Genomic DNA, 24,458 nt, shown 5'->3' with positions numbered 1-24,458 from the left:
GATGGCAGCGTTCCAGCACCCCGTCGTCAACCTCGACAACAAGCAGGTCGGCACCGTCGACCTCCTGCCCGAGGTGTTCAAGCTCGAGGACCTGAACGAGCACCTGATCTGGGAAGCGGTGCGCCACTTCCTGGCCAAGCGCCGCTCCGGCACCGCCAAGACCAAGGACAAGTGGGAAGTCAGCGGCTCCGGCAAGAAGCTCTGGAAGCAGAAGGGCACCGGCCGCGCCCGCGTGGGCTCCATCCGCAGCCCGCTGTGGAAGGGCGGCGCCACGGTCCATGGCCCCCACCCCCGTTCCTATGATTACGCCTTCCCCAAGAAGGCCCGGCGCGCCGCCCTGCGGAACGCCCTGTCCGCCAAGCTCGCGAGCGGCCAGATGCTGGTGGTGGAGAGCTGGGAGGTCGAGTCCCACAAGACCAAGGCCCTGATCCAGACCCTGGGCAAGCTCGGTGTCACCGGTTCCGCCCTCCTGGTGGGCACCGAAGCCAGCGAGAAGCTCTCCCGCGCCGCCGGCAACAACCCGAAGCTGCAGACCGTCGAGAGCCTGGGCGTGAACGTCTATGAGCTCCTCAAGTACGACCAGGTGATCTTCTCCAAGGAAGCCGTCCTGGCCCTCCAGGAGGTGGTGAAGCCATGACCAAGATCTTCGACGTGATCCGCAAGCCCCTCCTCACGGAGAAGGGCCAGATCCTGCGGGAGAAGAACATCCAGGTGTTCGAGGTGGCCACCTGGGCCACCAAGCACCAGATTCAGGAGGCCGTGGAGCTCCTGCTCCAGTCCAAGGTGAAGAGCGTCCGCACTGTGCGGATCCCCAGCCGGACCAAGCGCCTCGGCCGTTTCGTGGGGACCTCCAGCCCCCGCAAGAAGGCCTATGTCGAACTCGCCGAGGGCGCACCCGCGTCCGAGTAGGCGATCCATGGCGGACGGACAAGCTTTGCCCACTATCGCCCGCCCCTTTCAACCCTGAGGCAAGAGGACACCCATGAGCATCAAGCAGCTCAAGCCCACGACCCCCGGTCAGCGCGGCATGTCCAAGTTCGGCTTCGAGGAAATCACGACGGATACGCCTGAGCGTTCCCTGATTGCCAAGAAGAACCGCACTGGCGGCCGGTCCAACACCGGCCGGGTCACCACCCGCCACATCGGCGGCGGCCACAAGCGCCAGTACCGCATCATCGACTTCAAGCGCAACAAGCTCGAAGTCCCGGCCAAGGTCGCGACCATCGAATACGATCCCAACCGCACCGCCCGCATCGCCCTGCTGGTCTACGCGGACGGCGAGAAGCGCTACATCCTGGCCCCCGACGGCCTGGAGGTGGGCCGCACCGTGGTGGCCGGCAAGACCGCCGACATCCTGGTGGGCAACGCGCTGCCCCTGCGGAACATCCCCGTGGGCAACACGGTGCACAACATCGAGATGAAGCCCGGCAAGGGCGGCCAGATCGCCCGCGCCGCCGGCACCTTCGCCCAGCTCGTGGCGAAGGAGGACGACTACGCCCAGCTCCGCATGCCCTCCGGCGAGATCCGCAAGATCCACCTGGACTGCTACGCGACCATCGGCACTGTCGGCAACCTGCAGCACGAGAACATCCAGATCGGCAAGGCCGGTCGCACCCGCTGGAAGGGCATCCGTCCGACCGTGCGCGGCGTGGTCATGAACCCCGTCGACCACCCGCACGGTGGCGGCGAGGGTCGCACCTCCGGTGGCCGTCACCCCGTGACGCCCTGGGGCCAGCCGACCCGCGGCTACAAGACCCGTGGCAACCGTCGCACGGACAAGTTCATCGTCAAGCGGATCAACTAGGAGGCCCGACAATGGCACGTTCCCTGAAAAAAGGCCCGTTCATTGACGCCCACCTCCAGAAGAAGGTGGAAGTCGCCCAGGCGGCCAACGACAAGCGCGTGATCAAGACCTGGTCCCGCCGCTCCACCGTGGTCCCGCAGATGATCGGACTGACCCTCGCCGTGCACAACGGCAACAAGTTCATTCCTGTCTATGTCACCGAGAACATGATCGGCCACAAGCTGGGCGAGTTCGCCCTGACCCGCACCTTCAAGGGTCACGCTGGCAAGGCCGACACCAAGGCGAAGGGGAAGTAGCGATGGCTGAGATCGTTTCCAGCGCCACCGTTCGCCACCTGCGCGGTTCGGCCCAGAAGGCCCGCCTCGTGGTGGACATGATCCGCGGCAAGCACGTCGGCGAGGCCCAGTGGGTGCTCGCGCAGGCCAAGAAGTACGCCGCCGCCCCCATCCGCAAGCTCCTGGATTCCGCCGTGGCCAACGCCATCGACAAGAACCCGTCCGTCAACCCGGACGAGCTGATGGTCAAGACGGCCTTCGTGGATGAGGGCTTCCGCATGAAGCGCGTCCGCCCTGCGCCCATGGGCCGCGCCTACCGGGTCCAGAAGCGCACCTGCCACATCACCATCCAGCTTTCTGCGGCCGGGGAGGAGTAGTCATGGGTCAGAAGGTCCACCCCTACGGGTTCCGCCTCGTCCACCAGAAGAACTGGCACAGCAAGTGGTTCTCCAAGCGCGAGTACTCCACGCTCCTGCATGAGGACATCAAGCTGCGCCGCGAGCTCAAGAAGCAGCTGCACAGCCTGAACGCGATGATCTCGAAGATCGACATCGAGCGCGCCGCGGACAAGGTCACCGTGCGCATCTTCACCGCCCGCCCCGGCATCGTAATCGGCCGCAAGGGCGCCGAGATCGACAAGCTGCGCGAAGACCTCCAGAAGCGCCTGAACCGCCCCGTGTCCGTCGACATCCAGGAGATCAAGAAGCCTGAGGTGGATGCCCAGCTCGTGGCCGAGGGCGTGGCCCAGCAGCTCGAGCGCCGCATCGCCTTCCGCCGCGCCATGCGCAAGGCGGAGGAGGCCGCGATCCGCTTCGGCGCCAAGGGTTTCAAGATCAAGGTCTCCGGCCGCCTGAACGGCGCCGAGATCGCCCGGACCGAGGACTACCTCTCCGGTCAGATGCCCCTGCAGACCATTCGCGCGGGCGTGGATTACGGTTTCGCCGAGGCCCGCACGACCTACGGGATCATCGGCATCAAGGTTTGGGTGAACCTGGGCGACCAGGTTGCCGAGACCGTGAAGCGCTGAGGTGACCCCATGCTGATGCCCAAGAAGGTCAAGAACCGCAAAACCCAGAAGGGCCGCACCCGCGGCGTCGCCACCCGCGGCAACGATCTCGCCTTCGGCGATTTCGGCCTCAAGGCGACGGAGCACTGCTGGCTGACCAACCGCCAGATCGAAGCCGCCCGTATCGCCATGACCCGCCACATCAAGCGCGGCGGCAAGATCTGGATCCGCATCTTCCCGGATCGTCCCACCACCTCCAAGCCCGCGGAGACCCGCATGGGCTCCGGCAAGGGAGCTCCGGACGGCTGGGTGGCGGTGATCCGCCCCGGCCGCATCCTCTTCGAGATGGAGGGGGTGACCGAGGAGATCGCGCGTGAAGCCCTGCGCTTGGCCCAGATGAAGCTGTCCGTGGCGTCCGAAGTCGTCACCCGCACGCCGCCGGAGGAGTGAGCGCCATGACCAAGAAGAATCCCTTTTCCGATTTGACCGGCAAGAGCGTCGAGGAGCTGGCGCAGCTGGAGGCCGAACTGGCCGCCAAGCGCTTCACCCTCCGCTTCCAGCACGCCGTGGGCCAGGTCGAGAACACCGCCGAGATCCGCAAGACTCGCCGTGAGCTCGCCCGTGTCAAAACCGCCCTGGCGACGAAGCTGGCCTAGGAGATCCCATGAGCCTCGAAAACAAGATGATTCGTAACGGCGTCGTGGTCTCCAACAAGGCCGACAAGACCGTGGTGGTGAAGGTGGAGCGCAAGTTCCAGCACCCGCTCTACCACCGCACGGTCAAGCAGACCGCCAAGTTCATGGCCCACGACGAGACCAACGCCTGCGGCATCGGCGACGTGGTCAAGATCGTGGAGACCCGCCCCCTTTCCAAGCGCAAGCGCTGGACGGTCCTCGAGATCGTCCAGAAGGCCGGCGAGTAAGGAGCTCACATGATCCAGATGGGAACCATGCTCACCGTCGCCGACAACTCCGGCGCCAAGAAGATCTGCTGCATCCTGCCCCTGGGCGGCGGTGTGGGCAAGATCGCCCAGCTCGGCGACGTGATCACCGCCTCCGTCAAGGAAGCGATCCCGGGCGGCACGGTCAAGAAGAAGGCCGTCGTCCAGGCCGTGATCGTCCGCCAGCGCAAGGCCTACCGCCGCAAGGACGGCTCCTACATCCGCTTCGACGAGAACGCCGCCGTCATCATCAAGAAGGATGGCGAGCCCGTGGGCACCCGCGTCTTCGGCCCCGTGGCCCGCGAGCTCCGCGAGCGGAAGTACATGAAGATCGTCTCCCTCGCCCCTGAGGTGCTGTAATGGAAGCCACCACCACCAAGATGAAGCTCAAAAAGGGCGATCAGGTCGTCGTCATCGCCGGCAAGGAGAAGGGCAAGACCGGAACCATCTCCAAGGTCAGCCCCGCCACCAACCGGGTGGTCGTCGCCGGCGTCAACATGATCAAGAAGGCCACCAAGCCCAATCCCCAGACCGGCGAGGGCGGCGGCATCATCGAGAAGGAGGCCTCCATCCACGCCTCCAACGTCATGCTCCTCGATGCCAAGACGGGCAAGGGCACGCGCAAAAGGGCCTGATCTTTCTCCGGGGGTTTCCCCGCAACGCATGCGTTGCAGGGATCTAAGGTCCGCGCTCCGCTTCGCCGCCGCGCGCACACCCCGGACCCCGCGCCCTCGGAGGCGGAGCCTCCTCGGGCTTTCCCGAAACGGTCGAACGGGCACTGCCAATCGTCGGAATCGGGCTTGAAATCCAAGACTTTCCCTTCCCAGGGGCCCCTCGTTCGTGGGAAGATCTTCGTTCTGCCCCGTGCGCGGGGTGGGAATCCACGGCGCATCCCGCGCCATGACAACTGAGGTTGGGGGGAAACGGGCCGGACCGCCGTCCCAAGCCCCCCCGCCCTCCCGAACCCCTGGGGCATAGCCGCCCCACGGAAATGGAGGCATCCATGACTGCCAAGCAGGACCACGCGGAGCCCCGCGTCAAGGCTCGCTACCACCAGGAGGTGGTGTCGAAGCTCAAGGAGGAGTTCGCTTTCACCTCCGCCATGCAGGTGCCCCGCCTGCAGAAGATCGTCATCAACATGGGCGTCGGTGACGCCATCCAGAACATCAAGGTCCTGGACGTGGCTGTTGACGAGCTGACCGCCATCGCCGGCCAGAAGGCCGTCGTGCGCAAGGCCAAGAAGAGTGTCGCCCAGTTCAAGCTGCGCGCCGGCATGCCCATCGCCTGCATGGTGACCCTGCGCGGTCCCCGCATGTGGGAGTTCTTCGACCGCCTGGTGACCCTGTCCCTTCCCCGCGTCCGCGACTTCCGCGGCGTGCCCACCAAGTCCTTCGACGGCCGCGGCAACTACACGCTGGGCCTCAAGGATCAGCTGATCTTCCAGGAGATCGACTACTCCAAGGTGGACAAGATGAAGGGCATGAACATCACCTTCGTGACCACCGCCAAGAACGACGCCGAAGCGCGGGCCCTGCTGGCCCACCTCGGTATGCCCTTCCGCAAATAGGCTAAGGAGATCATACCGATGGCCAAGATTTCCAAAATCGTCAAGGATTCGCGCAAGCCGAAGTTCTCGACCCAGCACCGCAACCGCTGCAAGTGCTGCGGCCGGCCCCGGGGCTTCATGCGCAAGTTTGAACTCTGCCGTCTGTGCTTCCGCAAGTTCGCCCTCAACGGCGAGCTGCCGGGCGTCCAGAAGTCCAGCTGGTAAGGAGAGGGGACCATGCATACCGATCCCATCGCTGATTACCTCACCCGCATCCGCAACGGCATCATGGCCGGTCACGATGCCGTGGTGGTGCCCGCCTCCAAGATCAAGGCCGGCCTCTGCGGCATCCTGAAGCAGGAGGGCTACATCCATTCCTTCAAGCAGGTGGAGCACGAGGGCCGCGCGTACCTCATCCTCAACCTCAAGTACGTGAAGGACAAGGAGAACGTGATCCACGGCCTGCGCCGCGTGTCCCGGCCCGGTCTCCGCATCTACTCCGGCGCCCAGGAGATCCCCGAGGTCCACGGCGGCCTCGGCATCGCCATCCTGTCCACCCCGAAGGGTCTCCTGACGGGCAAGGACGCCAAGAAGCAGAACGTCGGCGGCGAAGTCCTCGCCCACGTCTGGTAACCCATCCTGAAATGGGCGGCATGCCCGCCCTCATCTAAGGAATCCACCATGTCTCGAATCGGAAAGAAGCCCGTGACGCTGCCCAAGGGCGTGAAGGTCACAGTCACCGGGTCCGAGGCCGTCGTCGAGGGCGCCAAGGGCAAGCTCACCTGCCCGATCCCCGCCGGGATCACCCTCGAAGTCCAGGCCGACTCCGTGAACCTCACCCGCGTCAACGATGAGCCCCAGACCCGTGCCTACCACGGCCTGACCCGCGCCCTGCTCGGCAACGCCGTCACCGGCGTGACCGAGGGCTGGAAGAAGGAGCTGGACATCGTCGGCGTCGGCTACAAGGCCGCCATGGACGGGGCCAAGCTCAACCTCGAGCTCGGCTACAGCCATCCCATCAAGTACGAGGCTCCCGCGGGCATCCAGATGGCCGTCGAGAAGGCCACCCACATCGTCGTGACCGGCATCGACCGGCAGCTGGTGGGCCAGGTCGCCGCCGACATCCGGAAGTTCCGCAAGCCCGAGCCCTACAAGGGCAAGGGCGTCATGTACACCGGCGAAGTCATCCGCCGCAAGGCCGGCAAGACCGGGAAGTAAGGGGAACCCATGGCGAACGATATCAACATTCGGCGTGACAAGACCAAGGCCCGCATCCGCGGCCGCGTGAGCGGCACGCCCGAGCGGCCCCGCCTCACCATCTACAAGAGCCTGAAGCGCATCTACGTGCAGGCGGTGGACGACAGCAAGGGCATCACCCTGGCCTCCGCCAGCAGCCTCGAGAAGGACCTGCGCGAGAAGCTGAAGAACGGCGCCAACATCGAGGCCGCCAAGGCCGTCGGCGCCAGCATCGCCGCCCGGCTGAAGGAGAAGGGCATCACCGCAGTGGTGTTCGACCGGAACGGTTACGTCTATCACGGCCGCGTCAAGGCGCTGGCTGACAGCGCCCGCGAAGCCGGGCTCCAGTTCTAGGGGATCACCATGGCGACTGCAGAGCTCAAGGACAACAAGGAAACCCGCAACAATCCCGAAGCCGGGGAATTCAAGGACCAGGTCATCTACGTGGGCCGCGTCACCAAGGTGGTGAAGGGAGGCAAGAACTTCTCCTTCTCCGCGCTGGTGGTCGTGGGCGACGGCAACGGCAAGGTCGGCTTCGGCCTCGGCAAGGCCCTGGAAGTGCCCTCCGCCATCAAGAAGGGCATCGAGAGCGCCAAGCGCAACATGATCAAGGTCCCCCTCACCTCGAACGGCAGCCTGCCGCACCCGGTGACGGGCATCTTCGGCTCCGGCAGCGTGCTGCTGAAGCCGGCCCCCGAGGGCACCGGCATCATCGCCGGCGCCGCGGTGCGCGCCATCATGGAGGCCGCCGGCGTCCACAACGTGCTGACGAAGAGCCTGGGCTCCTCCAACCCCCACAACGTGGTTCGCGCCACGTTCGAAGGGCTGAAGGACCTCATGGATCCCTACACGGTCCTGACCAACCGGGGCCTGGACCAGGCGGAGGTTTAACATGTCGCAGTTCATCGGCAAGCAGGTGGTGCTGACCCTCAAGCGCTCCATCATCTGCACCACTCCCAAGCACCGGGCCTTCATGCAGACCCTCGGTCTGAAGCGTCCCGGCGATACCCGCGAATGCGAATACACCCCCAACGTCCATGGGATGGTCAAGCTTGTGCCCCATCTCATCAGCGTTCAGGTGAAGGGGTAGGTCATGAAGCTCAACGAACTCAAGCCCGCTGAGGGCGCCACCAAGACCCGCAAGCGCCTGGGCCGCGGCAAGGGCTCCGGCCTCGGCAAGACCTCCGGCCGCGGCGAGAAGGGCCAGAAGTCCCGGTCCGGCTACCGCAGCAAGCGCGGTTTCGAGGGCGGCCAGATGCCCCTCGTCCGCCGCCTGCCCAAGCGCGGTTTCACCAACATCTTCGCTCCCGAGACCAAGGAGATCACCCTCGGCCTCATCTCCATCCACTTCAAGGATGGCGAGACGGTCTGCCTGGATGCCCTCAGGGACAAGAAGCTCGTCAACTCCCGCGTCGAGAAGATCGTGGTGCTGGCCAGCGGCGAACTCACCACCAAGGTGAACGTCGTGGCCGACCGCATCACCAAGGGCGCCCGTGAAGCCATCCTGGCCAAGGGTGGCACGATCCAGGAGCCCTGCGCGAAGTCTGCCGAGTAACGGCCGATGAACCGCCTCAAGAACCTCTTCGCAATCCCGGAGCTGCGCAAGCGGCTCCTCTTCACCCTCATCCTCCTGGCCATCTACCGCCTGGGGGTGCACGTCAGCGTGCCGGGGGTGAACGCCGAGAACCTGGCCGCCGCGCTCAAGCGCGGCGGCGGCGGGCTCTTCGACGTCGTCGACCTGTTCTCCGGTGGTGCGTTCAAGAAGTTCTCGGTCTTCGCCCTCGGCATCGCCCCCTACATCACGGCCAGCATCGTGCTGCAGCTGATGGGGGCCGTGGTGCCCTACCTGGAGAACCTCCAGAAGAAGGAAGGCGAGGCCGGCCGGCAGAAGATCACCCAGTGGACCCGCTACCTCACCGTGCTCCTGGCCTTCATCCAGGGCATGGGCATCGCCTCCCTGGCCCAGAGCCAGAACGCGCCCGGCCTCGAGGTGGTGACCAACGCCATCTCGCCGACGGCCTTCCGCTTCCTGGCGGCCTTCACCCTATCCGTGGGCACGATCTTCGTCATGTGGATCGGCGAGCAGATCACCGAGCGGGGCATCGGCAACGGCATCAGTCTGCTGATCTTCGCCGGCATCGTGGCCGGTCTGCCCCAGGGCCTCACCACCCTGACCGTGATGATCACCCAGTCCCTGAAGAACGCCCCGAACGTCCCGCCCCCGGGCATCTTCATCCTCCTCATCGGCGCCATGACCGTGGTGCTGCTGGCCGTGGTGCTGGTGGAGAACGCCTACCGGCGCATCCCCATCCACTACGCCCGCCGGGCCGACTCGGCCGGCATGTCCAGCCAGCGCAGCTCCTACATGCCGCTGAAGGTGAACACCGCCGGCGTGATGCCCGTCATCTTCGCCAGCTCCGTCATCTTCTTCCCGGCCACCATCGCCCAGTTCACCCGCTGGGAGTGGCTGGCCAAGGCAGCGGCCTACCTCAGCCCCCAGACCCACTTCTGGATCTACACGCCGGTCTTCGTGGGGGTGACGGTCTTCTTCTCCTTCTTCTACACCAGCATCGTCTTCAATCCCGATGAGACCGCCGAGAACATGAAGCGGTCCGGGGGCTACATCCCGGGCATCCGGCCCGGCAAGGAGACCAGCGTCTTCATGGACAGCATCCTGTCCAAGCTGACCTTCGTGGGCGCCATCTACCTGGCCCTGGTCTCCATCGTGCCCCTGCTCATCACCAACAACATCCAGGGCCTCAACTTCTACTTCGGCGGCACCAGCCTGCTGATCGTGGTGGGCGTGGCCATGGACAGCGCGGCCCAGCTGGAAAGTCTGCTGGTCATGCGCCGCTACGACGGATTCCTCGAGAAGGGCCGCATCCGCGGCCGTTCCACCCGCAGGGGTGAGGCATGAGTCTGATCGCGAACATCCTCCTCGGGGCCCCGGGCTCCGGGAAGGGCACCCAGGCCAAGCGCCTGGTGGAAACATTCTCTTTGACTCACCTCTCAACCGGTGACATTCTGAGAGATGCCGTCTCGAAAGGGACGGAGATCGGCCTGAGGGCGAAAGCCATCATGGCCGAGGGAAAACTGGTGGACGACGACACCGTCAATGGCCTTGTCTTCGCGCGGCTGCTGGACGAGACCTCTGACGTGCTGTTCGACGGCTACCCACGCACCCTTCAGCAAGCTCAGGCCCTGGAAGACTTCCTCTCCTCCAAGGGCATGAAGACGGGTCACGTGGTGCTGGTCGATGTCCCCCAGGATGTGCTGGAAGCCCGTGTGGTGGGCCGGCGCGTCTGCAGCAACAACGCCTGCGGCGCCATCTACCACCTGGAGTCCAAGCCCCCCAAGCAGGCCGGTGTCTGCGATCTGTGCGGAAGTCCCCTGAAGCACCGCTCCGACGACACCGCTGAAGCCTTCCGGAGCCGGATGGCCGAGTTCCACTCGACCTTCCAGCCGCTCCTCGGCTTCTACAAGCATCGGCCGACCTTCCGGAGCGTGGATGGCAATCGCGCGCCGGAGCTGGTGTTTGAATCGCTGCGTCACGTCTTCGGAGAACGCGCTTGAGCAAAGAAGAAGCCATTGAGCTCGAAGCCACAGTGGTCGAGGCCTTGCCCAACGCGGTATTCCGGGTCGAACTGGAAAACAAGCACCAGGTGCTGGCGCACATCAGCGGGAAGATGCGCAAGAACTTCATCCGCATCCTCCCCGGTGACCGGGTCCTCGTCGAGGTCACCCCTTACGACCTGACCCGCGGCCGCATCATCTACCGATTCAAGTAAACGACACGAGAGGACACCATGAAAGTTCGGCCCTCCATCAAGAAGCTGTGCGAGCACTGCAAAGTGGTCCGGCGCGAAGGCATCAACCGGATCATCTGCAAGAAGAACCCCAAGCACAAGCAGCGTCAGGGTTAAGGAGACACGATGGCACGCATCGCAGGCATTGATCTGCCCATCGGCAAGCGCATCGAGATCGCGCTCACCTACATCTACGGCATCGGCCGCGCCAAGGCGCACAGCATCCTGACCCGCGCGAAGGTCGACTTCGGCACGAAGGTGCGCGACCTGACCGAGGACGAGGTCGGCCGCATCCGCCGCGTCATCACCGCCGAGGAGACCGTGGAGGGCGACCTCCGCAAGAACATCGCCCTCGACATCAAGCGGCTCATGGACATCGGCTGCTACCGCGGCCTGCGCCACCGGAAGGGCCTCCCCGTCCGTGGCCAGCGCACGCATACCAACGCCCGCACCCGCAAGGGCAAGCGGCGCACCGTGGCCGGCAAGAAGAAGTAAGGCGAGGAAACCATGGCAAAGACCCAGACCCGGACCGCCGGCAAGAAGGTGGTCAAGAAGAAGGAAAAGAAGAACGTCCCCCACGGCGTGGCTCACGTCCAGGCGTCCTTCAACAACACCATCATCTCCATCTCCGATCCGATGGGGAACATGCTCTGCTGGGCTTCCAGCGGCAACCAGAACTTCCGCGGCACCCGCAAGGGCACGCCCTTCGCAGCCCAGGTGGCCGCCGGCGTCTGCGCCGAGGCCGCCAAGGAGCAGGGCGTCCGCTCGGTGGACGTCCGCGTCAAGGGCCCCGGTGCGGGCCGTGAGAGCGCCATCCGCGCCCTCAACGCCGCCGGCATCCAGGTGACCAGCATCCGCGACGTCACCCCCATCCCCCACAACGGCTGCCGGCCGCCCAAGCGGCGCCGGGTTTAAGAGAGGAGGAGAGACATGGCACGTTACACAGACGCCGTTTGCCGCCTCTGCCGCCGCGAGGGCATGAAGCTTTATCTCAAGGGCGAGCGCTGCTTCAAGGAGAAGTGCTCCTTCGAGACCCGCAAGGGCAAGATTCCCGGCCAGCACGGCGCGGGGAAGATCAAGAAGCCCACCGGCTACGCCCTGCAGCTCCGCGAGAAGCAGAAGGTGAAGCGCATCTACGGTGTGCTCGAGAAGCAGTTCCGCCACTACTTCGAGAAGGCCGACGCCAAGAAGGGCGTCACCGGCCACAACCTGCTCGGGTTCCTCGAGAGCCGCCTGGACAACGTGGTCTACCGCCTGGGCTTCGCGCCCAGCCGCACCGCCGCGCGCCAGATGGTCATGCACGGCCACGTGCTGGTCAACGGCAAGCGGGTGGACATCCCCTCCTACCAGGTGAAGCCTGGCCAGGCGGTGGAGCTGGGCAAGCGCGCCCGCGAGAACGACGGCGTCAAGACCTCCGTCGAAACCTCCACCGGGCGTGGCATTCCCAAGTGGCTTTCCCTGGACGCCGCCGCCTTCAAGGGCCAGGTGCTCGCCGCGCCGGCCCGCGAGGACATCACCCTGGACATCAACGAGCAGCTGATCGTTGAACTGTATTCCAAGTAAGGGGGCAGGATGCTGAACCTCAGCGATTTCCAGAGGCCGCGATTCGCGGAGGTGACCCCCGGGTCCCTCACGGACTCCTACGGAGAATTCGTGGCCTACCCCTTCGAGCGTGGCTTCGCCACGACCGTGGGGCACAGCCTCCGCCGGGTGCTGCTCAGCAGCATCCAGGGCGCGGCTGTCACCAACGTCCGCATCAAGGGCGTCATGCACGAGTTCACCACCCTTCCGGGCGTCTGGGAGGACATCACCCATGTCCTCCTGAACCTCAAGGAAGTGCCGTTCAAGCTGCACAGCCCCGAGCCCCAGACGGTGACCATCTCCGCCAAGGGTGAGGGCACGGTGACCTCGGCCGCCATCCGCTGCAACCAGAACGTGGAGGTCGTGGATCCCAACATCCACATCGCCACCCTGGGCGAAGAGGGCGAGCTGGAGATCGAGATGGTGGTGCGTCTGGGCCGCGGGTTCGTGACCGCAGACCACAACCACGACGAGAGCCTGGGCCTGGGCTTCATCCCCATGGATGCCAACCACAGCCCCATCATCCGCGTGAACTACATCGTCGAACCCGCCCGCGTGGGCCAGAGCACCGACTACGAGAAGCTCACGCTCCAGGTCTGGACCAACGGCGCCGTCAACCCCAAGGAAGCCGTCTCCGACGCGGCCCTCATCCTGCGCGACCACTTCCTCGTGTTCGCCCGCCAGGACGAGGACTTCACCGAGATGGAGATGGGCGCCGCCACCCTGGGCGCCGAGGCCGCCAACACCTGGCTGGGCAAGTCCGTCGAGGAGCTCGAGCTCTCCGTCCGCGCCAACAACTGCCTCCGCAACGCCAACATCACCACCATCGGCGAGCTGGTCCAGCGGACCGAGGCTGAACTGATGAAAACCAAGAACTTCGGCAAGAAGTCGCTCCAGGAGATCAAGGACGAGCTCGCTCGCATCGGCCTCTCCCTCGGCATGCGGCTCGAGCAGGAAGTGTAAGGAGCCCCCATGCGTCACAACGTTTCCGGCAAGCGCCTGGGCCGCACCACCAACCAGCGCAAGGCCCTCATGAAGAACCTCGCGACCGCCCTGATCCAGAGCGAGCGCATCGAGACCACCCTGGTGAAGGCCAAGGAGCTCCGCAGCTTCGTGGAACCCTTCATCACCCTCGCGAAGACCGATTCGGTCGCCAACCGCCGCCTGGCGATGGCCCGCCTCGGAAGCAAGGACGCCGTGCAGAAGCTCTTCGGCGCCGACTTCCGCAAGCGCTTCGAGAGTCGTCCCGGCGGCTACACCCGCATCCTCAAGATGGCCCATCGCCTCGGCGACGCGGCCGACATGGCCCTCATCGAGTTCGTGGACTACACCCTCCCCGAGCCGAAGGCCGAGGACGCCGAGTAGCATTCCGCCGCAGCCATGGGAACGCCCCGGCCCGCCGGGGCGTTCCCATGTACGGTCTCAGCCCACGGTCCAGGTGCCCTCGCCCTTGTCCTCGGGTTCGTCCTTGAAGTCGAATTTCCGTAAGCGCCGGGCCCGCACCACCGTCACGGTGCAAGGCGCCTGCGCGGCCACCTGGCTGGACACGCTGCCCAGGAGCGTTCGCCGCAGGGAGCTGGCGCGGGCGCCGATGACCACGTGATCCACGTGGTTGGCGTTCACGTACTGGAGGATGGCTCCCGCGGGGTCCGGCGACTGCAGGACGTGGAAGCTGATTCGTCCCTCCTCGAGGCCCAGGGGCTCGGCCCAGTGGCGCAGCTCCACGAGCCGCTGCAGGTGGCGGTTCCGGCCTTCGGCGTCCACCTGCTCGTCCAGGGTGATGCGCCCCAGCTTGAACACGTTCAGGCAGGCCACCCGCGCGCCGGGGAGGGCGGGGAGCATGTGGGCCACCATGCTGCGCAGGATTCCGGCGATGGGGGCGGCCTCGGGGGAGAGATCGATGGCCACGGCGAGGATCGGCGCATCGCCGTCGTTCCGGCTGGGGGTCTTCCCGCCGGGGAGGACCAGCTCGCGGTCGGCGAAGCGGCGCCGGAGCACGGTGGTGAAAGGATCCTGCCGGAGCTTCTCCGAGCGGGCCGTGAGCTTCACCTGGTCCGGATGGCGAAGGGCCAGGGCCAGGTGGGCCGCGGTGGGATACCGCCAGGCCGGGTGCACCTCCAGGCAGCGCAGGATGATCTCCTGGAGCCAGGGCGGGCAGTCCGGGCGGAGCCGGCGGGGCGGCACCGGATCGCGCCAGATCCGACGCTTCAGGCCGGACAGGCGCTGGGGGTCGCCGAAGGGCCGCACGCCCGTGACGAAGAAGTACAGGAGCACCCCCAAGGCGAACTGATCGCTGCGGGGGTCCCGGCGCAGGCCGAGCACCTGCTCCGGGGCCATGTAGGGTGCCGTGCCGTAGGGAAGGCGGAACTCCTCGCCCATCAGGTCGGGCAGCTCCTCGTGGTGGGAGAGTCCATAGTCGATGAGCACCATCTCCCCGGTGGGCCGTGTGAGGAGGTTGGAGGGCTTCACGTCCAGGTGGACCACCCGCTGGCGATGCAAGTCGTCCAGGGCCGTGGCGATGCGGGCGCCCAGGGCGGCCACATCCATGGCGGGCAGGGGCAGCAGGGGCAGCAGGGGTAGCAGGCTGGGACCGGGGATCCGCTCCATGACCAGGTAGGGCTGGAAGCCGGTGGAGCCCGTGGCGATGAACCGGGGCACATGCGGGCCCGACAGCCGGGGAAGGATCATCTGCTCCATCTCGAAGCCGACGATGGCGGCGGGATCCGTGCCCTCCGAAAGCACGGGCGCCTTGACCAGCAAGGGGAAGTCGAATCCGGGATGGGACGCGGCCCAGAGCGAGGCCATGCCACCCCGGTGGATCCGCTCCCCGACGAGGAAGCCATCAAGGTTGGTCCCAGGTGCGATGGCCGTCTGCGGCATGGTCAGAGCCCTTTCCGGAGGCGGGCCGCGAGGGCGCGCGGGAGGCCGGCTTGCAGGATGGAGGTCGCGGCGGCTTGGATGTCGTAGGCCACCCTGAAATGGGTGAGCTCGGAGGAGGCCGTGTCCAGCATGGCGTAGGCCGCCCCCGGATGGCCGTCGCGGGGTTGGCCCACCGAGCCGATCACGGTCAGCCAGCGGCGGTGGATCAGCAGGGGGATGGGCACGGCGGGGACGGGCTTGAAGGAGACCAATTGCCCCGTGGCGGTGATGCCGTGCAGGGCGGGAACATGCGTGTGGCCGCAGAAGACCATCTGGGCCCGGCTCGCTTCCAGCGCCCGGCGGGCGTCGCGGCCCTCGCGGATGTAGAGCCACGGCGGGTAGGTCTGGGGGCTGGCGTGCACGTAGAGGCGCGGACCGTCCTCGAAGCGCATGGGCAGGCTGGCCAGGAACTCGCGGGCCTCCGGGCCGAGCTGGCCGCGGGTCCAGGCCATGGCGGTCTCGGCGTCGGAAGTCATCGACTCCCGATCCTCTGCCACGGCCTGATCATGGTTGCCCGCCACCGCGATGGCGCCCCGGCTCACCTCGGCCTGGATGCGCTCCACCACGTCGTTCGGCTGGGCGCCGTAGCCCACATAGTCGCCGAGGAAGACGAGCCGCTCCGCGCCCCGTGCCTGGGCATGCTCCAGGCAGGCCTCCAGCGCGAGCCGGTTGGCATGGATATCCGCCAGGAGGGCGATGCGCATGGGGGCATCCGGAAGGGGTGGAGGGTCAGAGACCATGATAGGGGCTCGAGCGCGCCGGAGTCCGGTTCTCTCGCCCCGAGAACCCATGTCCCCGCGCGGAGGCGCGGAATCTGACAACCCCTGTCGGCAGGGTCGCGAATGGCGCCTTCCCGCGGCCGGCATCCGGCCCGAAGGCGATCACAAGGTCGCTTTAGAGCGAGACTTGCGGCAAATTTTCCCGCCCCAAAAAAAATGGGTCTCCGGACATGGACTTGCTTGACCGGGAGGAAAGGAGTGCGTTAGCTAGTGATCAGCCAACCCAATCCAAACCTGTTCCGCGGGGCATGTCCACCGCGAACCCCATAACGATCCGTCGCATTCAGCCTGGAGCCATCCGGGCGTACTCAGACCACCATCCCGGCTCAGCCGGCCTCACGAAGGGGGATTTCGAAAGGTTCCGCACCTGAGCTGCCATCCGGCTCGACCACGAGAAGGACCACTGAACGCCCAGCTTCAACCGAAGGAACATTCAAGGAGGCAACACGACATGGCAATCGTAACCGAGCAAATCGCCACCAAGACCCCGCTCACCAAAGAAGAACGCATGGTGATCGTCGCCTCGTCCGTGGGGACGGTGTTCGAGTGGTACGACTTCTACCTCTACGCCACGCTGGCGCCGTTCTTCGCCCACCTGTTCTTCCCCAAGGGGAACGACACGGCCGCCCTGCTGTCCGCGTTCGCCGCGTACGCCGCGGGCTTCCTGGTCCGCCCCTTCGGCGCCCTGGTGTTCGGGCGCATCGGCGACCTCATCGGGCGCAAGTACACCTTCCTCGTGACCATCATGGTCATGGGCCTCTCCACCTTCGGCGTGGGCCTCCTGCCCACCTTCGAGACGGTGGGTTGGCTGGCGCCCATCATCATGGTGACGCTGCGCCTCCTGCAGGGCCTGGCCCTCGGCGGTGAGTACGGCGGCGCCGCGACCTACGTGGCGGAGCACTCCGCCCATGACCGGCGCGGCTACAACACGAGCTGGATCCAGACCACGGCCACCGTGGGCTTCTTCCTCTGCCTCGGCATCATCATGGCCTGCCGCGGCACCATGACCAAGGAGGCCTTCGCCAATTGGGGCTGGCGCATCCCGTTCCTGGTGTCCATCTTCCTGCTCGGCGTGTCCGTCTGGATCCGCCTGAAGCTGCACGAGTCGCCCATCTTCACCAAGATGAAGGCCGAGGGGAAGACCTCCAAGGCTCCCCTCAGCGACAGCTTCCTGAAGTACCCCAACAACAAGTACGCGCTGCTCGCCCTCCTCGGCGCCACCGCGGGCCAGGGCGTGGTGTGGTACACCGGCCAGTTCTACGCGCTCTTCTTCATGCAGATCACGCTGAAGCTGGATTACCAGACCACCTACATGCTCATCGGCGCCTCCCTGCTGCTGGGCACGCCCTTCTTCATCTTCTTCGGCTGGCTGTCGGACAAGATCGGCCGCCTGAAGATCATCCTGGCGGGCTGCCTCATCGCCGCCGTCACCTTCTTCCCCCTGTTCAAGCAGCTGACCCACTACGTGAACCCCGCCCTGGAGACCTTCCAGAACAGCACCGTGATCACGGTGGCCGGCAATCCCAAGGACGAAACCTTCAACCTCTTCGTCGGCCCCTGGAGCAAGTTCACGGAGCTGGACCGCGTGAACGACTTCTTCGGCAAGCAGGGCCTCAACTTCACCAAGGTGGCGCCCGAGGCCGGCAAGATGGTGGTCGCCACGATCCAGGGCAGGAACACCGCCACGGGCCAGGTCACCACCACCCGAGTGGAAGGCTGGAACGCGGCCTCGGAAGGCGCCCTCAAGAAGGCCCTGAACGACCTCGGCTATCCCAAGGAAGCCGACAAGTCCAAGGTCAACTACCCCATGACCCTCCTGATCCTGTTCGTCTTCCTCATCTACGTGACCATGGTCTACGGGCCCATCGCCGCCTTCCTGGTGGAGCTCTTCCCCACGAACATCCGCTACACCTCCATGTCGCTGCCCTATCACATCGGCAACGGCTGGTTCGGCGGCATGCTGCCCCTCATCGCGACGGCCATCGTGGCCCTGAAGGGCAACATCTACTTCGGGCTCTGGTATCCCGTCATCGTGGCCCTCATGACCGTGGTGATCGGGGCCCTCTTCCTGAAGGAGACCAAGGACCGCGACATCACCACCTACCAGCATTGATCGGACTTCCCGGCGGCCGGGCCGCCGGGAAGGCAGAAGGGGTCGGGCGGAGGGGACTTCGCCCGACCCCACCGCTTGGGTTCTGGGCACCGGACTGGAGGCTCTACCCGAGGTAACGAGTGCTGGACAAGGGGCAGAGCGGGCCGGAGAATGATCGCCTCCTCCCCCCTTCCAACGTCTTTCACAGCCTGACGGACCTGCGTGGAGATCCAGGCCTCCACCGGCATCCACACGCTCCTCCGCCATTTCCCGCCTTCATCTCACCCTCTGGCACGGAGCCGACCCATGTCCGAAGACCTCTACCCCGTGAAGCCCCACATCCGGGAGCGGGCCCACATCAAGACCATGGAGGAGTACCACCGCCTGTACCGACTGTCCCTGGACAACCCGGAGTGGTTCTGGGGGGAACAGGCCAAGTCCCTCACCTGGTTCCATCCCTGGCAGTCCGTCTTCGACGCGGACTACAACGAGGTGGACTTCTCCTGGTTCCTGGGCGGGCGCCTCAACGCCTGCTTCAACTGCGTGGATCGCCACCTGCCCCACCTGGGCGACAAGGACGCCATCATCTGGGCCCAGGACGAGCCCGGCGTCTATACCCACATCACCTACCGCGACCTCAAGCACCACGTGGCCCGCGTGGCGAACGTCCTCCTCTCCCATGGCGTGAAGAAGGGCGACCGGGTCTGCGTCTACATGACGATGATTCCCGAGCTGGTCTACACCATGCTCGCCTGCGCCCGCATCGGCGCGGTGCACTCCGTGGTCTTCGGCGGCTTCTCGGCCGAGTCCCTGCGGGATCGCATCGTGGATGCCCGCTGCAAGGTCGTGGTGACTGCCAACGAGGGCCTGCGCGGCGGCAAGAAAGTGCCCCTCAAGAAGACCGTGGATCGCGCCATCGAGGGCATGTCCCTGGTGGAGACGGTCCTGGTGGCCCGGCGCACGGACAGCGACGTGCCCATGCAGCCCGGCCGGGACCTGTGGCTGGACGAAGAGGCCGCGCGGCAGCGCTCCACCTGCACCAACGAGTGGATGGGCGCCGAGGATCCCCTCTTCATCCTCTACACGTCGGGCAGCACCGGGAAGCCCAAGGGCCTGCTGCACACCACCGGCGGCTACCTCACCTACGCGGCCTTCACCCACAAGCTGGTCTTCGACTACCACCCCGACGACATCTACCTGTGCGCCGCCGACATCGGCTGGGTCACGGGGCACAGCTACATCGTCTACGGCCCCCTGGCCAACGGCGCCACCACGGTGATCTTCGAGTCCACGCCGCTCTACCCGGATGCGGGCCGCTACTGGCAGGTGGTGGACGACCTGGGCGTGAACATCCTCTACACGGCCCCCACGGCCCTGCGCGCCCTGGCCCAGGCGGGCGACAGCTGGATCCACAAGTACAGCCGCAAGTCGCTGCGCATCCTCGGCACCGTGGGCGAGCCCATCAACCCCGAGGTCTGGCGCTGGTACCACGATGTGGTGGGTGAAGGCCGCTGCACGGTGGTGGACACCTGGTGGCAGACCGAGACCGGCGGCATCCTCATCACCCCCCTTCCGGGCGTGACCCCCACCAAGCCCGGCTCGGCGACCCTGCCTTTCTTCGGCGTGAAGCCCGTCATCGTGGATCCCTCCACGGGCGTGCCCATCGAGGGCAACGGCGTGGAGGGGGCCCTCTGCCTGGGCGCCCCCTGGCCAGGCCAGGCCCGGACGGTCCACGGCGACCACAAGCGGTTCCGCGAGACCTACTTCACCCAGTACCCGGGCTACTACTTCACCGGGGACGGCGCCCGGCGCGATGAGGACGGCTACTACTGGATCACCGGCCGCATCGACGACGTGATCAACGTGAGCGGCCACCGCCTCGGCACCGCCGAGGTGGAGAGCGCGCTCGTGGCCCACGAGGCCGTGGCGGAAGCCGCGGTGGTGGGCTACCCGCATCCCATCAAGGGGCAGGGCATCTACTGCTACGTGCTGCTCAACAGCGGGTTCGCCGACAACCAGCAGCTCGTCGGCGCCCTCAAGGAGCAGGTGCGGCAGGTCATCGGCGCCTTCGCCGCGCCCGACGTCATCCACATCGCCTCGGGCCTGCCCAAGACCCGCAGCGGCAAGATCATGCGGCGCATCCTCCGCAAGATCGCCTCCAGCGAATACGACGGCATGGGCGACATCTCCACCCTGGCGGAACCGGACGTGGTCAGCCGGCTCGTGGAGGAGCACCAGAAGAGCAACGCCTGATACCGTCCGGGGGTTCCGCGCTCCGCTTCGCTGCGCGCACACCCCCGGGCCCCCGCGAAGAAGCCCGGCAGAGCCGGGCTTCTTCTTTCCCACAACAGGGAGACGGGTGTTCAGGCCTCTACAACGGCAGGTCCCGCACGAAGGCGCGCACCAGCGCCTCGAAGCGGCCAGCGGCGGCGGCTCCGGCCTCCAGCACTTCCTGGTGGGTGAGGGGCTGGGGCAGGAGGCCGGCGGCCATGTTGCAGAGGCAGGAGATTCCGGCCACGCGCATGCCCTCGTGCCGGGCCACGATGGCCTCGGGCACAGTGCTCATGCCCACGGCGTCGGCGCCCATCACCCGGAAGGCCCGGATTTCGGCGGGCGTTTCGTAGCTGGGGCCCGTCAGGCCCAGGTACACGCCCTCGCGCAAGGTCTGGCCCAGGCCCGTGGCGCAGGCCCTGAGATGGGTCCGGAAGGCCGAGTCGTAGACCGCCGTCATGTCAGGGAAGCGCGGGCCGGGCTCCACGTTGGGGCCGATGAGGGGGTTGGTGCCGAAGAGGTTGATGTGGTCCGTGAGGGCCATCAGCTCCCCCACGCCGAAGGCCGGGTTGAGGGCCCCGGCCGCGTTCGTCAGCAGCACGGCCTTCACGCCGAGGCGCCCGTAGAGGCGCATGGGCGTGACGACGAGCGGCATGGGATGGCCCTCGTAGAAGTGGAAGCGCCCCGCCTGCAGGACGATCTTCCGGCCTTCGAACTCGCAGAAGACCAGCTTGCCGCCGTGGCCGGCCACGGTGGGGGCCGGGAAGCCCGGAAGGTCCGTGAAGGGGACGGCCACGCCGGCCTTCGCCTCGGGGCTTTCCGCCAGGGCGCCCAGGCCCGAACCCAGGACGATGGCGAGATCCGGGACGAAGGGCGCCCGGGCCTGCAGGGCCTGGAGGGCGGAAGAGGCGGTCATGGCGTCTCCTGGGCGGAGGACTAGAGGCTGGGCGTGAAGCTCACGGTCACGATCACGTCGGGTTGGATGGCACTCGGGCTCTTCAGCCGCACCCGCACCGGATGGTAGGCCGGAGGGGTCCGGTAGGCGATGAGGGTGACGACGCCCGTGGTGCCGCCGGCGCCGGTGAAGGCGAAGCTCCGGTCGATGAAGGGCAGGTCCAGATCCACCTCGCTCCCGGGCGCCAGGGCCGGGGAGATGCTCACGCCGACCACGTAGCGCCGGTCGGCGCTGACGTTGAAGCCGCTGTAGAACACTTCGCCTTCGGACTGGTTCGGATAGCTGCCCCGGACCTGGACGGCCTTGGCCATGCTGAGGGTGAAGGGGGCCAGCGGGGTGGTGAGGGCGTTGGGATCCGTGCCCCAATTCTCCACGAAGGATGCCAGGGCCCCGGTGGTGGGCCGCGGCCAGGGCACGCCGAAGGGCGTCGTGAGGGCGCTCAAGGTCGAATCCGTGAAGATTGCCGCGAGATCGACCGGCTCGGCCGCGGTCTTGAGCTCCTTGAGGCGGGCGACCTGGGAGTAGATGTTGAGCGGTTCCGAATCCCGGAGGCCGTCGGAGTTCGTCCTGCTGGGGGACAGGAAGAGCCTGGCCGTGGCCATGGGGTCGATCTTGGCCCAATCGGTGGAGGTCCCCGGGCTGGCGAGGCTGTTCGCCTTGAGGATGATCTCCCAGGCCATGGCGCGGAGGGCGGGGGCGGCGTAGGGCGTGAGCTGGGCGGAGGTCAGCCCGCTCAGATCCCGGATGTCGACGACGGGGGCGGCCAGGCCGGTGCCCTGGGTGTCCGCCAGGTAGGGGGACTTCAGGACATCGGCGGCCATGGCCTCGGCCAGGCCTTCGATGCGGGCCATGTCCGGGCTCAGGTCCGCGAGGGCCGCGCCGACGGGGAACAGGGGGGCCCGGGGGATGGAGAAGGTCCGGCCGGATCCGCTGGCATAGAGGGCGCCACGGGCGATCAGGGGCAGGATGACGCCTTCGTCCCAGGCATCGTCGTTGGTCGGGCCACCCTGGATGGATCCGAAATAATGGAAAGACTGGCGAAGGTAGTCGTAGGACAGGGGATAGACAGACTGGTCGAATTCCACGAAGGAGCCGCGGGGTTCCGACACGCCCGGAGCATAGTGGAGGTCGAGGACGGTGCCAGGGGTGGCGGTCCCGAAGGCGTTCCGGAAGCTGGCGATGGTGTCGCCGATGGCGAGGACGCGGCTGCCGGTGCCCGTGGTCCTGCCGGGCAGGCTGGTCTCAAGGACGGGGTTGACCCCTTCGGGAGACATGAGGTAGCCGGAAAACAGGGTCGGATCGACCAGCCACCAGGCATCCGAGAGCCCGACCGTGAAGTTGACGACGCTGTTTCCGGCGGGGAGGGCCGACGGTGTCGGATCTCCCGAGGGGGCGGTGCCGTCCACGGCCTTGCGCATCGCGTAGCGGTAGCGGGTGGCCTGGGGGATGGTGCTGTTGATCCCGGCCGGATCGCCGATCAGGTTCACCGGGGTCCCCCCCCCGTCGAAGGTGCTCAGGAGCTCGACCATCAGGGGCTTGTCCTTGGCCACCGTCACGCTGTAGGCCCCGTTGGCGTCGGTGTAGGTCGAATCGTCCTTGGAGGAGACCTGGATCCAGGAGGTGGACTTGGTCACCCCGTCGGGGTTGAGCTGGTCGTTGCGCTGATAGACCCGGATCTTGGCGTACCGGGCGGGCATCGACTTGAGGTTCGTCGCCACGGTGCTGTCCACCAGTCCCGTGGGCACGCCATTGGCGTCCGTGGCGAGGGGCACGCGAGTGTAGGTGACGGTGCCCGAGACGGTGATGGTGGTGGCGGCGGCACTATCCCCGCCCTTCTTCCCCCCGCAGGCCAGCGCCGAGGCCAGAAGCACGACGGCCCCCAGGGCCCGAAGGGTAGCTCGGTACAACGGCATGACCACCTCAGAACGGCGAAAGGATCAAGTCTAGCATGGCGTCCGCGGCCGGTCCCGCGCCGGGACACGGTGGGGCGCTTCCTTCCAGTGCCGCGGGTGGCGCGGAGGTTCAGAGTACCTGGTGGCGCTCAGCGCTTGGCGCCGGCCCCCAGCAGGGCGTTCTGGGCGGCGAGTTCGGCGGAGACCTCTTCTTCGTCGTTGAGGACCGGCAGGGGATTCTGCTGAACCCCATCGATCTTGAGCTCGAAGTGGAGGTGCGGACCCGTGGCGTTGCCCGTGCGGCCCACCTCGGCGATCTTCTGGCCCCGGCGGACGATGTCGCCCTCATGGACCAGGTTCAGCTGGTGGTGGGCGTAGAGGGTGGCCACGCCGTTCCCGTGATCCACCACCACGAAGTTGCCGTACTGCTTGTGCTTCCCGGCCATCACCACCTGTCCGTCCAGGGCCGCGAACACGGCCGTGCCGGCGGGGGCGTTGAGGTCGATGCCGCGGTGCCGGCCCTTGTAGCGGATCCGCTTCTTGCGCTGGTTCTTCACCCGCACGGTCTTGGTGCGCATCCGGGGGCCCCAGGCGGAGCTGATGGTCCGGGTCTCCACGGGCCAGAGCAGGTCGAGGTGGCCCGGGTCGGCCGGCGTGAAGGTGGGCAGCAGGGCGTTCAGTTCGGCCTCGCTGACCGGCGGCATGACCGGCTGCATGCGGGCCAGGAGCTGGGAGGGGTTGTCCGGAGGCAGGTGCGCCTCGAGGTGGCCCGAGGTCCCGCCGGTCCGGGCTTCGGGAGCCACGGCGCGGACCTGGTAGGGCAGCAGGCGCTCCAGGTGGGGCATGGGCGCCGGGGGCACGACGGCGGGCGCGGGCAGGGCGGCGAGGGCGGGCCGGGGGGTCGCCGGGAGAGGCTGGACGGCCGATTCTTCCGCCTCCGGCGCCGCAGCCCGGGTCTCGGCCCGGGTCTCAGCCTTGGAGGCGCGCACCTTCAGCTTCATGCCCAGGGACAGCTTGGACAGCTTCCGTCCGGGGTTCAGGGCGGTCAGGTCGGCCAGGCTCATGCCATGGGCGCGGGCGATCGCGGCAGCGGTCTCGCCTTTGCGCACGATGTGGACGGCACCATCATCGGCGGGCCTGGAGGAGGTCTTCTTGGAGGTCCGCTTCGGGGCGGCCTGGAGGCCGAGGCTGAGGGACGCGAGAACGAGGGTCAAGACGGCAAGACGCATGAATGAACTCCCGGCTGGAACGGAAAAGCCTGCTTCGCTAGGCCTCCTTGGGGGGGTCGTGACCCCGGTCGACGATGGAATAAGGAACAGTCCAGTCCCCAATCCTACCGGGGTCCTGGAACCTTGC

The 24,458-nt window shown here is 66.7% G+C and carries 34 protein-coding genes and 1 pseudogene; 30 read left to right on the top strand and 5 right to left on the bottom strand.

Annotated elements, in window-relative coordinates; genetic code table 11:
* Position 1: 1 nt before the first annotated feature.
* The 28 genes and pseudogenes from rplD (at position 2) to rplQ (ending at position 13,559) form a co-directional block, all read left to right on the top strand.
* Positions 2-637, top strand: coding sequence for a 50S ribosomal protein L4 (gene rplD, locus MLE42_RS13695; RefSeq protein WP_243288438.1), 636 nt, complete (start codon positions 2-4; stop codon positions 635-637).
* A complete protein-coding gene (locus MLE42_RS13690) occupies positions 634-909 on the top strand; it encodes a 50S ribosomal protein L23 (RefSeq protein ID WP_026852754.1) in 276 nt (91 codons plus the stop codon). Before rplD ends, MLE42_RS13690 begins: the two co-directional genes overlap by 4 nt.
* Positions 910-982: 73 nt before the next feature.
* Positions 983-1,804 (top strand): 50S ribosomal protein L2, encoded by an 822-nt coding sequence (rplB, locus tag MLE42_RS13685; protein WP_243288437.1) that lies wholly within the window; start codon positions 983-985, stop codon positions 1,802-1,804.
* An 11-nt stretch (positions 1,805-1,815) separates the two neighbouring features.
* A complete protein-coding gene (gene rpsS, locus MLE42_RS13680; protein WP_026852752.1) occupies positions 1,816-2,100 on the top strand; it encodes a 30S ribosomal protein S19 in 285 nt (94 codons plus the stop codon).
* Positions 2,101-2,102: 2 nt separating this feature from the next.
* Positions 2,103-2,456: a 50S ribosomal protein L22 gene (gene rplV / locus MLE42_RS13675; RefSeq protein WP_043483641.1), complete on the top strand. Its 354-nt coding sequence runs from the start codon at positions 2,103-2,105 to the stop codon at positions 2,454-2,456.
* A gap of 2 nt (positions 2,457-2,458) precedes the next feature.
* Positions 2,459-3,106, top strand: coding sequence for a 30S ribosomal protein S3 (rpsC, locus tag MLE42_RS13670; RefSeq protein ID WP_243288436.1), 648 nt, complete (start codon positions 2,459-2,461; stop codon positions 3,104-3,106).
* Positions 3,107-3,115: 9 nt separating this feature from the next.
* Positions 3,116-3,535, top strand: a complete 420-nt coding sequence (gene rplP / locus MLE42_RS13665) for a 50S ribosomal protein L16 (RefSeq protein ID WP_243288435.1) — start codon at positions 3,116-3,118, stop codon at positions 3,533-3,535.
* 5 nt (positions 3,536-3,540) lie between these two features.
* Positions 3,541-3,741 carry a 50S ribosomal protein L29 gene (rpmC, locus tag MLE42_RS13660; protein WP_026852748.1) on the top strand — a complete coding sequence of 67 codons (201 nt, stop codon included), beginning with the start codon at positions 3,541-3,543 and terminating at the stop codon, positions 3,739-3,741.
* 8 nt (positions 3,742-3,749) lie between these two features.
* A complete protein-coding gene (gene rpsQ / locus MLE42_RS13655; RefSeq protein WP_026852747.1) occupies positions 3,750-4,007 on the top strand; it encodes a 30S ribosomal protein S17 in 258 nt (85 codons plus the stop codon).
* 9 nt (positions 4,008-4,016) lie between these two features.
* Positions 4,017-4,385, top strand: coding sequence for a 50S ribosomal protein L14 (gene rplN, locus MLE42_RS13650; RefSeq protein ID WP_026852746.1), 369 nt, complete (start codon positions 4,017-4,019; stop codon positions 4,383-4,385).
* Positions 4,386-4,405: 20 nt separating this feature from the next.
* A pseudogene (gene rplX / locus MLE42_RS13645) lies at positions 4,406-4,648 on the top strand (50S ribosomal protein L24); the annotation flags it as partial.
* Between the two features lie 380 nt (positions 4,649-5,028).
* Positions 5,029-5,592, top strand: a complete 564-nt coding sequence (gene rplE, locus MLE42_RS13640) for a 50S ribosomal protein L5 (RefSeq protein ID WP_243288433.1) — start codon at positions 5,029-5,031, stop codon at positions 5,590-5,592.
* Positions 5,593-5,610: 18 nt separating this feature from the next.
* Entirely contained in the window at positions 5,611-5,796 is a 186-nt protein-coding gene (locus tag MLE42_RS13635; RefSeq protein ID WP_026852743.1) for a type Z 30S ribosomal protein S14, read from the top strand.
* A 12-nt stretch (positions 5,797-5,808) separates the two neighbouring features.
* On the top strand, positions 5,809-6,204 hold the full coding sequence (rpsH, locus tag MLE42_RS13630; RefSeq protein ID WP_243288432.1) for a 30S ribosomal protein S8: 396 nt from the start codon (positions 5,809-5,811) through the stop codon (positions 6,202-6,204).
* A 48-nt stretch (positions 6,205-6,252) separates the two neighbouring features.
* Positions 6,253-6,789: a 50S ribosomal protein L6 gene (gene rplF, locus MLE42_RS13625; protein ID WP_243288431.1), complete on the top strand. Its 537-nt coding sequence runs from the start codon at positions 6,253-6,255 to the stop codon at positions 6,787-6,789.
* A gap of 9 nt (positions 6,790-6,798) precedes the next feature.
* Complete coding sequence (gene rplR, locus MLE42_RS13620; protein ID WP_243288430.1) at positions 6,799-7,161, top strand: 50S ribosomal protein L18; 363 nt, start codon at positions 6,799-6,801, stop codon at positions 7,159-7,161.
* 9 nt (positions 7,162-7,170) lie between these two features.
* The gene (gene rpsE, locus MLE42_RS13615) at positions 7,171-7,698 is read left to right on the top strand and encodes a 30S ribosomal protein S5 (RefSeq protein WP_243288429.1); all 528 of its coding nucleotides are present in this window, start codon (positions 7,171-7,173) and stop codon (positions 7,696-7,698) included.
* Between the two features lies 1 nt (position 7,699).
* Positions 7,700-7,897, top strand: a complete 198-nt coding sequence (gene rpmD / locus MLE42_RS13610) for a 50S ribosomal protein L30 (RefSeq protein WP_243288428.1) — start codon at positions 7,700-7,702, stop codon at positions 7,895-7,897.
* 3 nt (positions 7,898-7,900) lie between these two features.
* Positions 7,901-8,362: a 50S ribosomal protein L15 gene (rplO, locus tag MLE42_RS13605; protein ID WP_243288427.1), complete on the top strand. Its 462-nt coding sequence runs from the start codon at positions 7,901-7,903 to the stop codon at positions 8,360-8,362.
* 6 nt (positions 8,363-8,368) lie between these two features.
* A complete protein-coding gene (secY, locus tag MLE42_RS13600) occupies positions 8,369-9,724 on the top strand; it encodes a preprotein translocase subunit SecY (RefSeq protein ID WP_243288426.1) in 1,356 nt (451 codons plus the stop codon).
* Positions 9,721-10,380: an adenylate kinase gene (locus tag MLE42_RS13595; protein WP_243288425.1), complete on the top strand. Its 660-nt coding sequence runs from the start codon at positions 9,721-9,723 to the stop codon at positions 10,378-10,380. The genes secY and MLE42_RS13595 overlap by 4 nt, the downstream gene beginning before the upstream one ends.
* The gene (gene infA, locus MLE42_RS13590) at positions 10,377-10,595 is read left to right on the top strand and encodes a translation initiation factor IF-1 (RefSeq protein ID WP_026852734.1); all 219 of its coding nucleotides are present in this window, start codon (positions 10,377-10,379) and stop codon (positions 10,593-10,595) included. The genes MLE42_RS13595 and infA overlap by 4 nt, the downstream gene beginning before the upstream one ends.
* An 18-nt stretch (positions 10,596-10,613) precedes the next feature.
* A complete protein-coding gene (gene rpmJ / locus MLE42_RS13585; protein ID WP_243288424.1) occupies positions 10,614-10,730 on the top strand; it encodes a 50S ribosomal protein L36 in 117 nt (38 codons plus the stop codon).
* Positions 10,731-10,739: 9 nt separating this feature from the next.
* On the top strand, positions 10,740-11,108 hold the full coding sequence (rpsM, locus tag MLE42_RS13580) for a 30S ribosomal protein S13 (protein WP_026852732.1): 369 nt from the start codon (positions 10,740-10,742) through the stop codon (positions 11,106-11,108).
* Between the two features lie 12 nt (positions 11,109-11,120).
* A complete protein-coding gene (gene rpsK, locus MLE42_RS13575; protein WP_026852731.1) occupies positions 11,121-11,528 on the top strand; it encodes a 30S ribosomal protein S11 in 408 nt (135 codons plus the stop codon).
* A gap of 15 nt (positions 11,529-11,543) precedes the next feature.
* Positions 11,544-12,176, top strand: a complete 633-nt coding sequence (gene rpsD / locus MLE42_RS13570) for a 30S ribosomal protein S4 (protein WP_243288423.1) — start codon at positions 11,544-11,546, stop codon at positions 12,174-12,176.
* Between the two features lie 9 nt (positions 12,177-12,185).
* Positions 12,186-13,157 carry a DNA-directed RNA polymerase subunit alpha gene (locus MLE42_RS13565; RefSeq protein WP_243288422.1) on the top strand — a complete coding sequence of 324 codons (972 nt, stop codon included), beginning with the start codon at positions 12,186-12,188 and terminating at the stop codon, positions 13,155-13,157.
* 9 nt (positions 13,158-13,166) lie between these two features.
* Entirely contained in the window at positions 13,167-13,559 is a 393-nt protein-coding gene (rplQ, locus tag MLE42_RS13560; protein ID WP_243288421.1) for a 50S ribosomal protein L17, read from the top strand.
* Positions 13,560-13,616: 57 nt separating this feature from the next.
* Here the strand turns inward: rplQ and MLE42_RS13555 are convergent, their stop codons facing one another.
* Complete coding sequence (locus MLE42_RS13555) at positions 13,617-15,074, bottom strand: serine/threonine protein kinase (protein ID WP_243288420.1); 1,458 nt, start codon at positions 15,072-15,074, stop codon at positions 13,617-13,619.
* A 2-nt stretch (positions 15,075-15,076) separates the two neighbouring features.
* A complete protein-coding gene (locus tag MLE42_RS13550; protein ID WP_243288419.1) occupies positions 15,077-15,817 on the bottom strand; it encodes a metallophosphoesterase family protein in 741 nt (246 codons plus the stop codon).
* A 526-nt stretch (positions 15,818-16,343) separates the two neighbouring features.
* On the opposite strand from MLE42_RS13550, the gene MLE42_RS13545 reads away from it, so the two are divergent.
* The gene (locus MLE42_RS13545) at positions 16,344-18,005 is read left to right on the top strand and encodes an MFS transporter (RefSeq protein ID WP_243288418.1); all 1,662 of its coding nucleotides are present in this window, start codon (positions 16,344-16,346) and stop codon (positions 18,003-18,005) included.
* Positions 18,006-18,290: 285 nt separating this feature from the next.
* Positions 18,291-20,237, top strand: coding sequence for an acetate--CoA ligase (gene acs, locus MLE42_RS13540; RefSeq protein WP_243288417.1), 1,947 nt, complete (start codon positions 18,291-18,293; stop codon positions 20,235-20,237).
* A gap of 118 nt (positions 20,238-20,355) precedes the next feature.
* Here the strand turns inward: acs and MLE42_RS13535 are convergent, their stop codons facing one another.
* The 3 genes from MLE42_RS13535 to MLE42_RS13525 all read right to left on the bottom strand — a co-directional run bounded on the left by MLE42_RS13535 (position 20,356) and on the right by MLE42_RS13525 (position 24,331).
* Positions 20,356-21,171: a purine-nucleoside phosphorylase gene (locus MLE42_RS13535; protein ID WP_243288416.1), complete on the bottom strand. Its 816-nt coding sequence runs from the start codon at positions 21,169-21,171 to the stop codon at positions 20,356-20,358.
* Positions 21,172-21,191: 20 nt separating this feature from the next.
* Positions 21,192-23,123, bottom strand: a complete 1,932-nt coding sequence (locus tag MLE42_RS13530) for a hypothetical protein (protein ID WP_243288415.1) — start codon at positions 23,121-23,123, stop codon at positions 21,192-21,194.
* Between the two features lie 128 nt (positions 23,124-23,251).
* Positions 23,252-24,331 carry a LysM peptidoglycan-binding domain-containing M23 family metallopeptidase gene (locus MLE42_RS13525; protein ID WP_243288414.1) on the bottom strand — a complete coding sequence of 360 codons (1,080 nt, stop codon included), beginning with the start codon at positions 24,329-24,331 and terminating at the stop codon, positions 23,252-23,254.
* Positions 24,332-24,458: the final 127 nt, after the last annotated feature.

Origin of the sequence: Geothrix terrae (assembly GCF_022808775.1) — a bacterium.
In the GTDB taxonomy this organism is placed as follows: domain Bacteria; phylum Acidobacteriota; class Holophagae; order Holophagales; family Holophagaceae; genus Geothrix; species Geothrix terrae.
This window is presented reverse-complemented; position numbering and strand designations above follow the sequence as displayed.

Excerpts from the sequence above, each read along its gene's own strand:
- rpmJ (WP_243288424.1), top strand. The coding sequence starts at position 10,614 with ATGAAAGTTCGGCCCTCCATCAAGAAGCTGTGCGAGCACTGCAAAGTG.
- MLE42_RS13555 (WP_243288420.1), bottom strand. The coding sequence starts at position 15,074 with ATGCCGCAGACGGCCATCGCACCTGGGACCAACCTTGATGGCTTCCTC.
- MLE42_RS13550 (WP_243288419.1), bottom strand. The coding sequence starts at position 15,817 with ATGCGCATCGCCCTCCTGGCGGATATCCATGCCAACCGGCTCGCGCTG.
- rpmD (WP_243288428.1), top strand. The coding sequence starts at position 7,700 with ATGTCGCAGTTCATCGGCAAGCAGGTGGTGCTGACCCTCAAGCGCTCC.
- rpsK (WP_026852731.1), top strand. The coding sequence starts at position 11,121 with ATGGCAAAGACCCAGACCCGGACCGCCGGCAAGAAGGTGGTCAAGAAG.
- MLE42_RS13690 (WP_026852754.1), top strand. The coding sequence starts at position 634 with ATGACCAAGATCTTCGACGTGATCCGCAAGCCCCTCCTCACGGAGAAG.
- rplD (WP_243288438.1), top strand. The coding sequence starts at position 2 with ATGGCAGCGTTCCAGCACCCCGTCGTCAACCTCGACAACAAGCAGGTC.
- rplV (WP_043483641.1), top strand. The coding sequence starts at position 2,103 with ATGGCTGAGATCGTTTCCAGCGCCACCGTTCGCCACCTGCGCGGTTCG.
- rplO (WP_243288427.1), top strand. The coding sequence starts at position 7,901 with ATGAAGCTCAACGAACTCAAGCCCGCTGAGGGCGCCACCAAGACCCGC.
- MLE42_RS13635 (WP_026852743.1), top strand. The coding sequence starts at position 5,611 with ATGGCCAAGATTTCCAAAATCGTCAAGGATTCGCGCAAGCCGAAGTTC.
- rplN (WP_026852746.1), top strand. The coding sequence starts at position 4,017 with ATGATCCAGATGGGAACCATGCTCACCGTCGCCGACAACTCCGGCGCC.
- rplR (WP_243288430.1), top strand. The coding sequence starts at position 6,799 with ATGGCGAACGATATCAACATTCGGCGTGACAAGACCAAGGCCCGCATC.
- MLE42_RS13545 (WP_243288418.1), top strand. The coding sequence starts at position 16,344 with ATGGCAATCGTAACCGAGCAAATCGCCACCAAGACCCCGCTCACCAAA.
- rplQ (WP_243288421.1), top strand. The coding sequence starts at position 13,167 with ATGCGTCACAACGTTTCCGGCAAGCGCCTGGGCCGCACCACCAACCAG.
- MLE42_RS13595 (WP_243288425.1), top strand. The coding sequence starts at position 9,721 with ATGAGTCTGATCGCGAACATCCTCCTCGGGGCCCCGGGCTCCGGGAAG.
- MLE42_RS13535 (WP_243288416.1), bottom strand. The coding sequence starts at position 21,171 with ATGACCGCCTCTTCCGCCCTCCAGGCCCTGCAGGCCCGGGCGCCCTTC.
- secY (WP_243288426.1), top strand. The coding sequence starts at position 8,369 with ATGAACCGCCTCAAGAACCTCTTCGCAATCCCGGAGCTGCGCAAGCGG.
- rplB (WP_243288437.1), top strand. The coding sequence starts at position 983 with ATGAGCATCAAGCAGCTCAAGCCCACGACCCCCGGTCAGCGCGGCATG.
- rpmC (WP_026852748.1), top strand. The coding sequence starts at position 3,541 with ATGACCAAGAAGAATCCCTTTTCCGATTTGACCGGCAAGAGCGTCGAG.
- rplF (WP_243288431.1), top strand. The coding sequence starts at position 6,253 with ATGTCTCGAATCGGAAAGAAGCCCGTGACGCTGCCCAAGGGCGTGAAG.
- rplE (WP_243288433.1), top strand. The coding sequence starts at position 5,029 with ATGACTGCCAAGCAGGACCACGCGGAGCCCCGCGTCAAGGCTCGCTAC.
- rpsE (WP_243288429.1), top strand. The coding sequence starts at position 7,171 with ATGGCGACTGCAGAGCTCAAGGACAACAAGGAAACCCGCAACAATCCC.
- MLE42_RS13530 (WP_243288415.1), bottom strand. The coding sequence starts at position 23,123 with ATGCCGTTGTACCGAGCTACCCTTCGGGCCCTGGGGGCCGTCGTGCTT.
- rpsQ (WP_026852747.1), top strand. The coding sequence starts at position 3,750 with ATGAGCCTCGAAAACAAGATGATTCGTAACGGCGTCGTGGTCTCCAAC.
- MLE42_RS13525 (WP_243288414.1), bottom strand. The coding sequence starts at position 24,331 with ATGCGTCTTGCCGTCTTGACCCTCGTTCTCGCGTCCCTCAGCCTCGGC.
- rpsC (WP_243288436.1), top strand. The coding sequence starts at position 2,459 with ATGGGTCAGAAGGTCCACCCCTACGGGTTCCGCCTCGTCCACCAGAAG.
- rpsS (WP_026852752.1), top strand. The coding sequence starts at position 1,816 with ATGGCACGTTCCCTGAAAAAAGGCCCGTTCATTGACGCCCACCTCCAG.
- rplP (WP_243288435.1), top strand. The coding sequence starts at position 3,116 with ATGCTGATGCCCAAGAAGGTCAAGAACCGCAAAACCCAGAAGGGCCGC.
- MLE42_RS13565 (WP_243288422.1), top strand. The coding sequence starts at position 12,186 with ATGCTGAACCTCAGCGATTTCCAGAGGCCGCGATTCGCGGAGGTGACC.
- rpsM (WP_026852732.1), top strand. The coding sequence starts at position 10,740 with ATGGCACGCATCGCAGGCATTGATCTGCCCATCGGCAAGCGCATCGAG.
- acs (WP_243288417.1), top strand. The coding sequence starts at position 18,291 with ATGTCCGAAGACCTCTACCCCGTGAAGCCCCACATCCGGGAGCGGGCC.
- rpsH (WP_243288432.1), top strand. The coding sequence starts at position 5,809 with ATGCATACCGATCCCATCGCTGATTACCTCACCCGCATCCGCAACGGC.
- rpsD (WP_243288423.1), top strand. The coding sequence starts at position 11,544 with ATGGCACGTTACACAGACGCCGTTTGCCGCCTCTGCCGCCGCGAGGGC.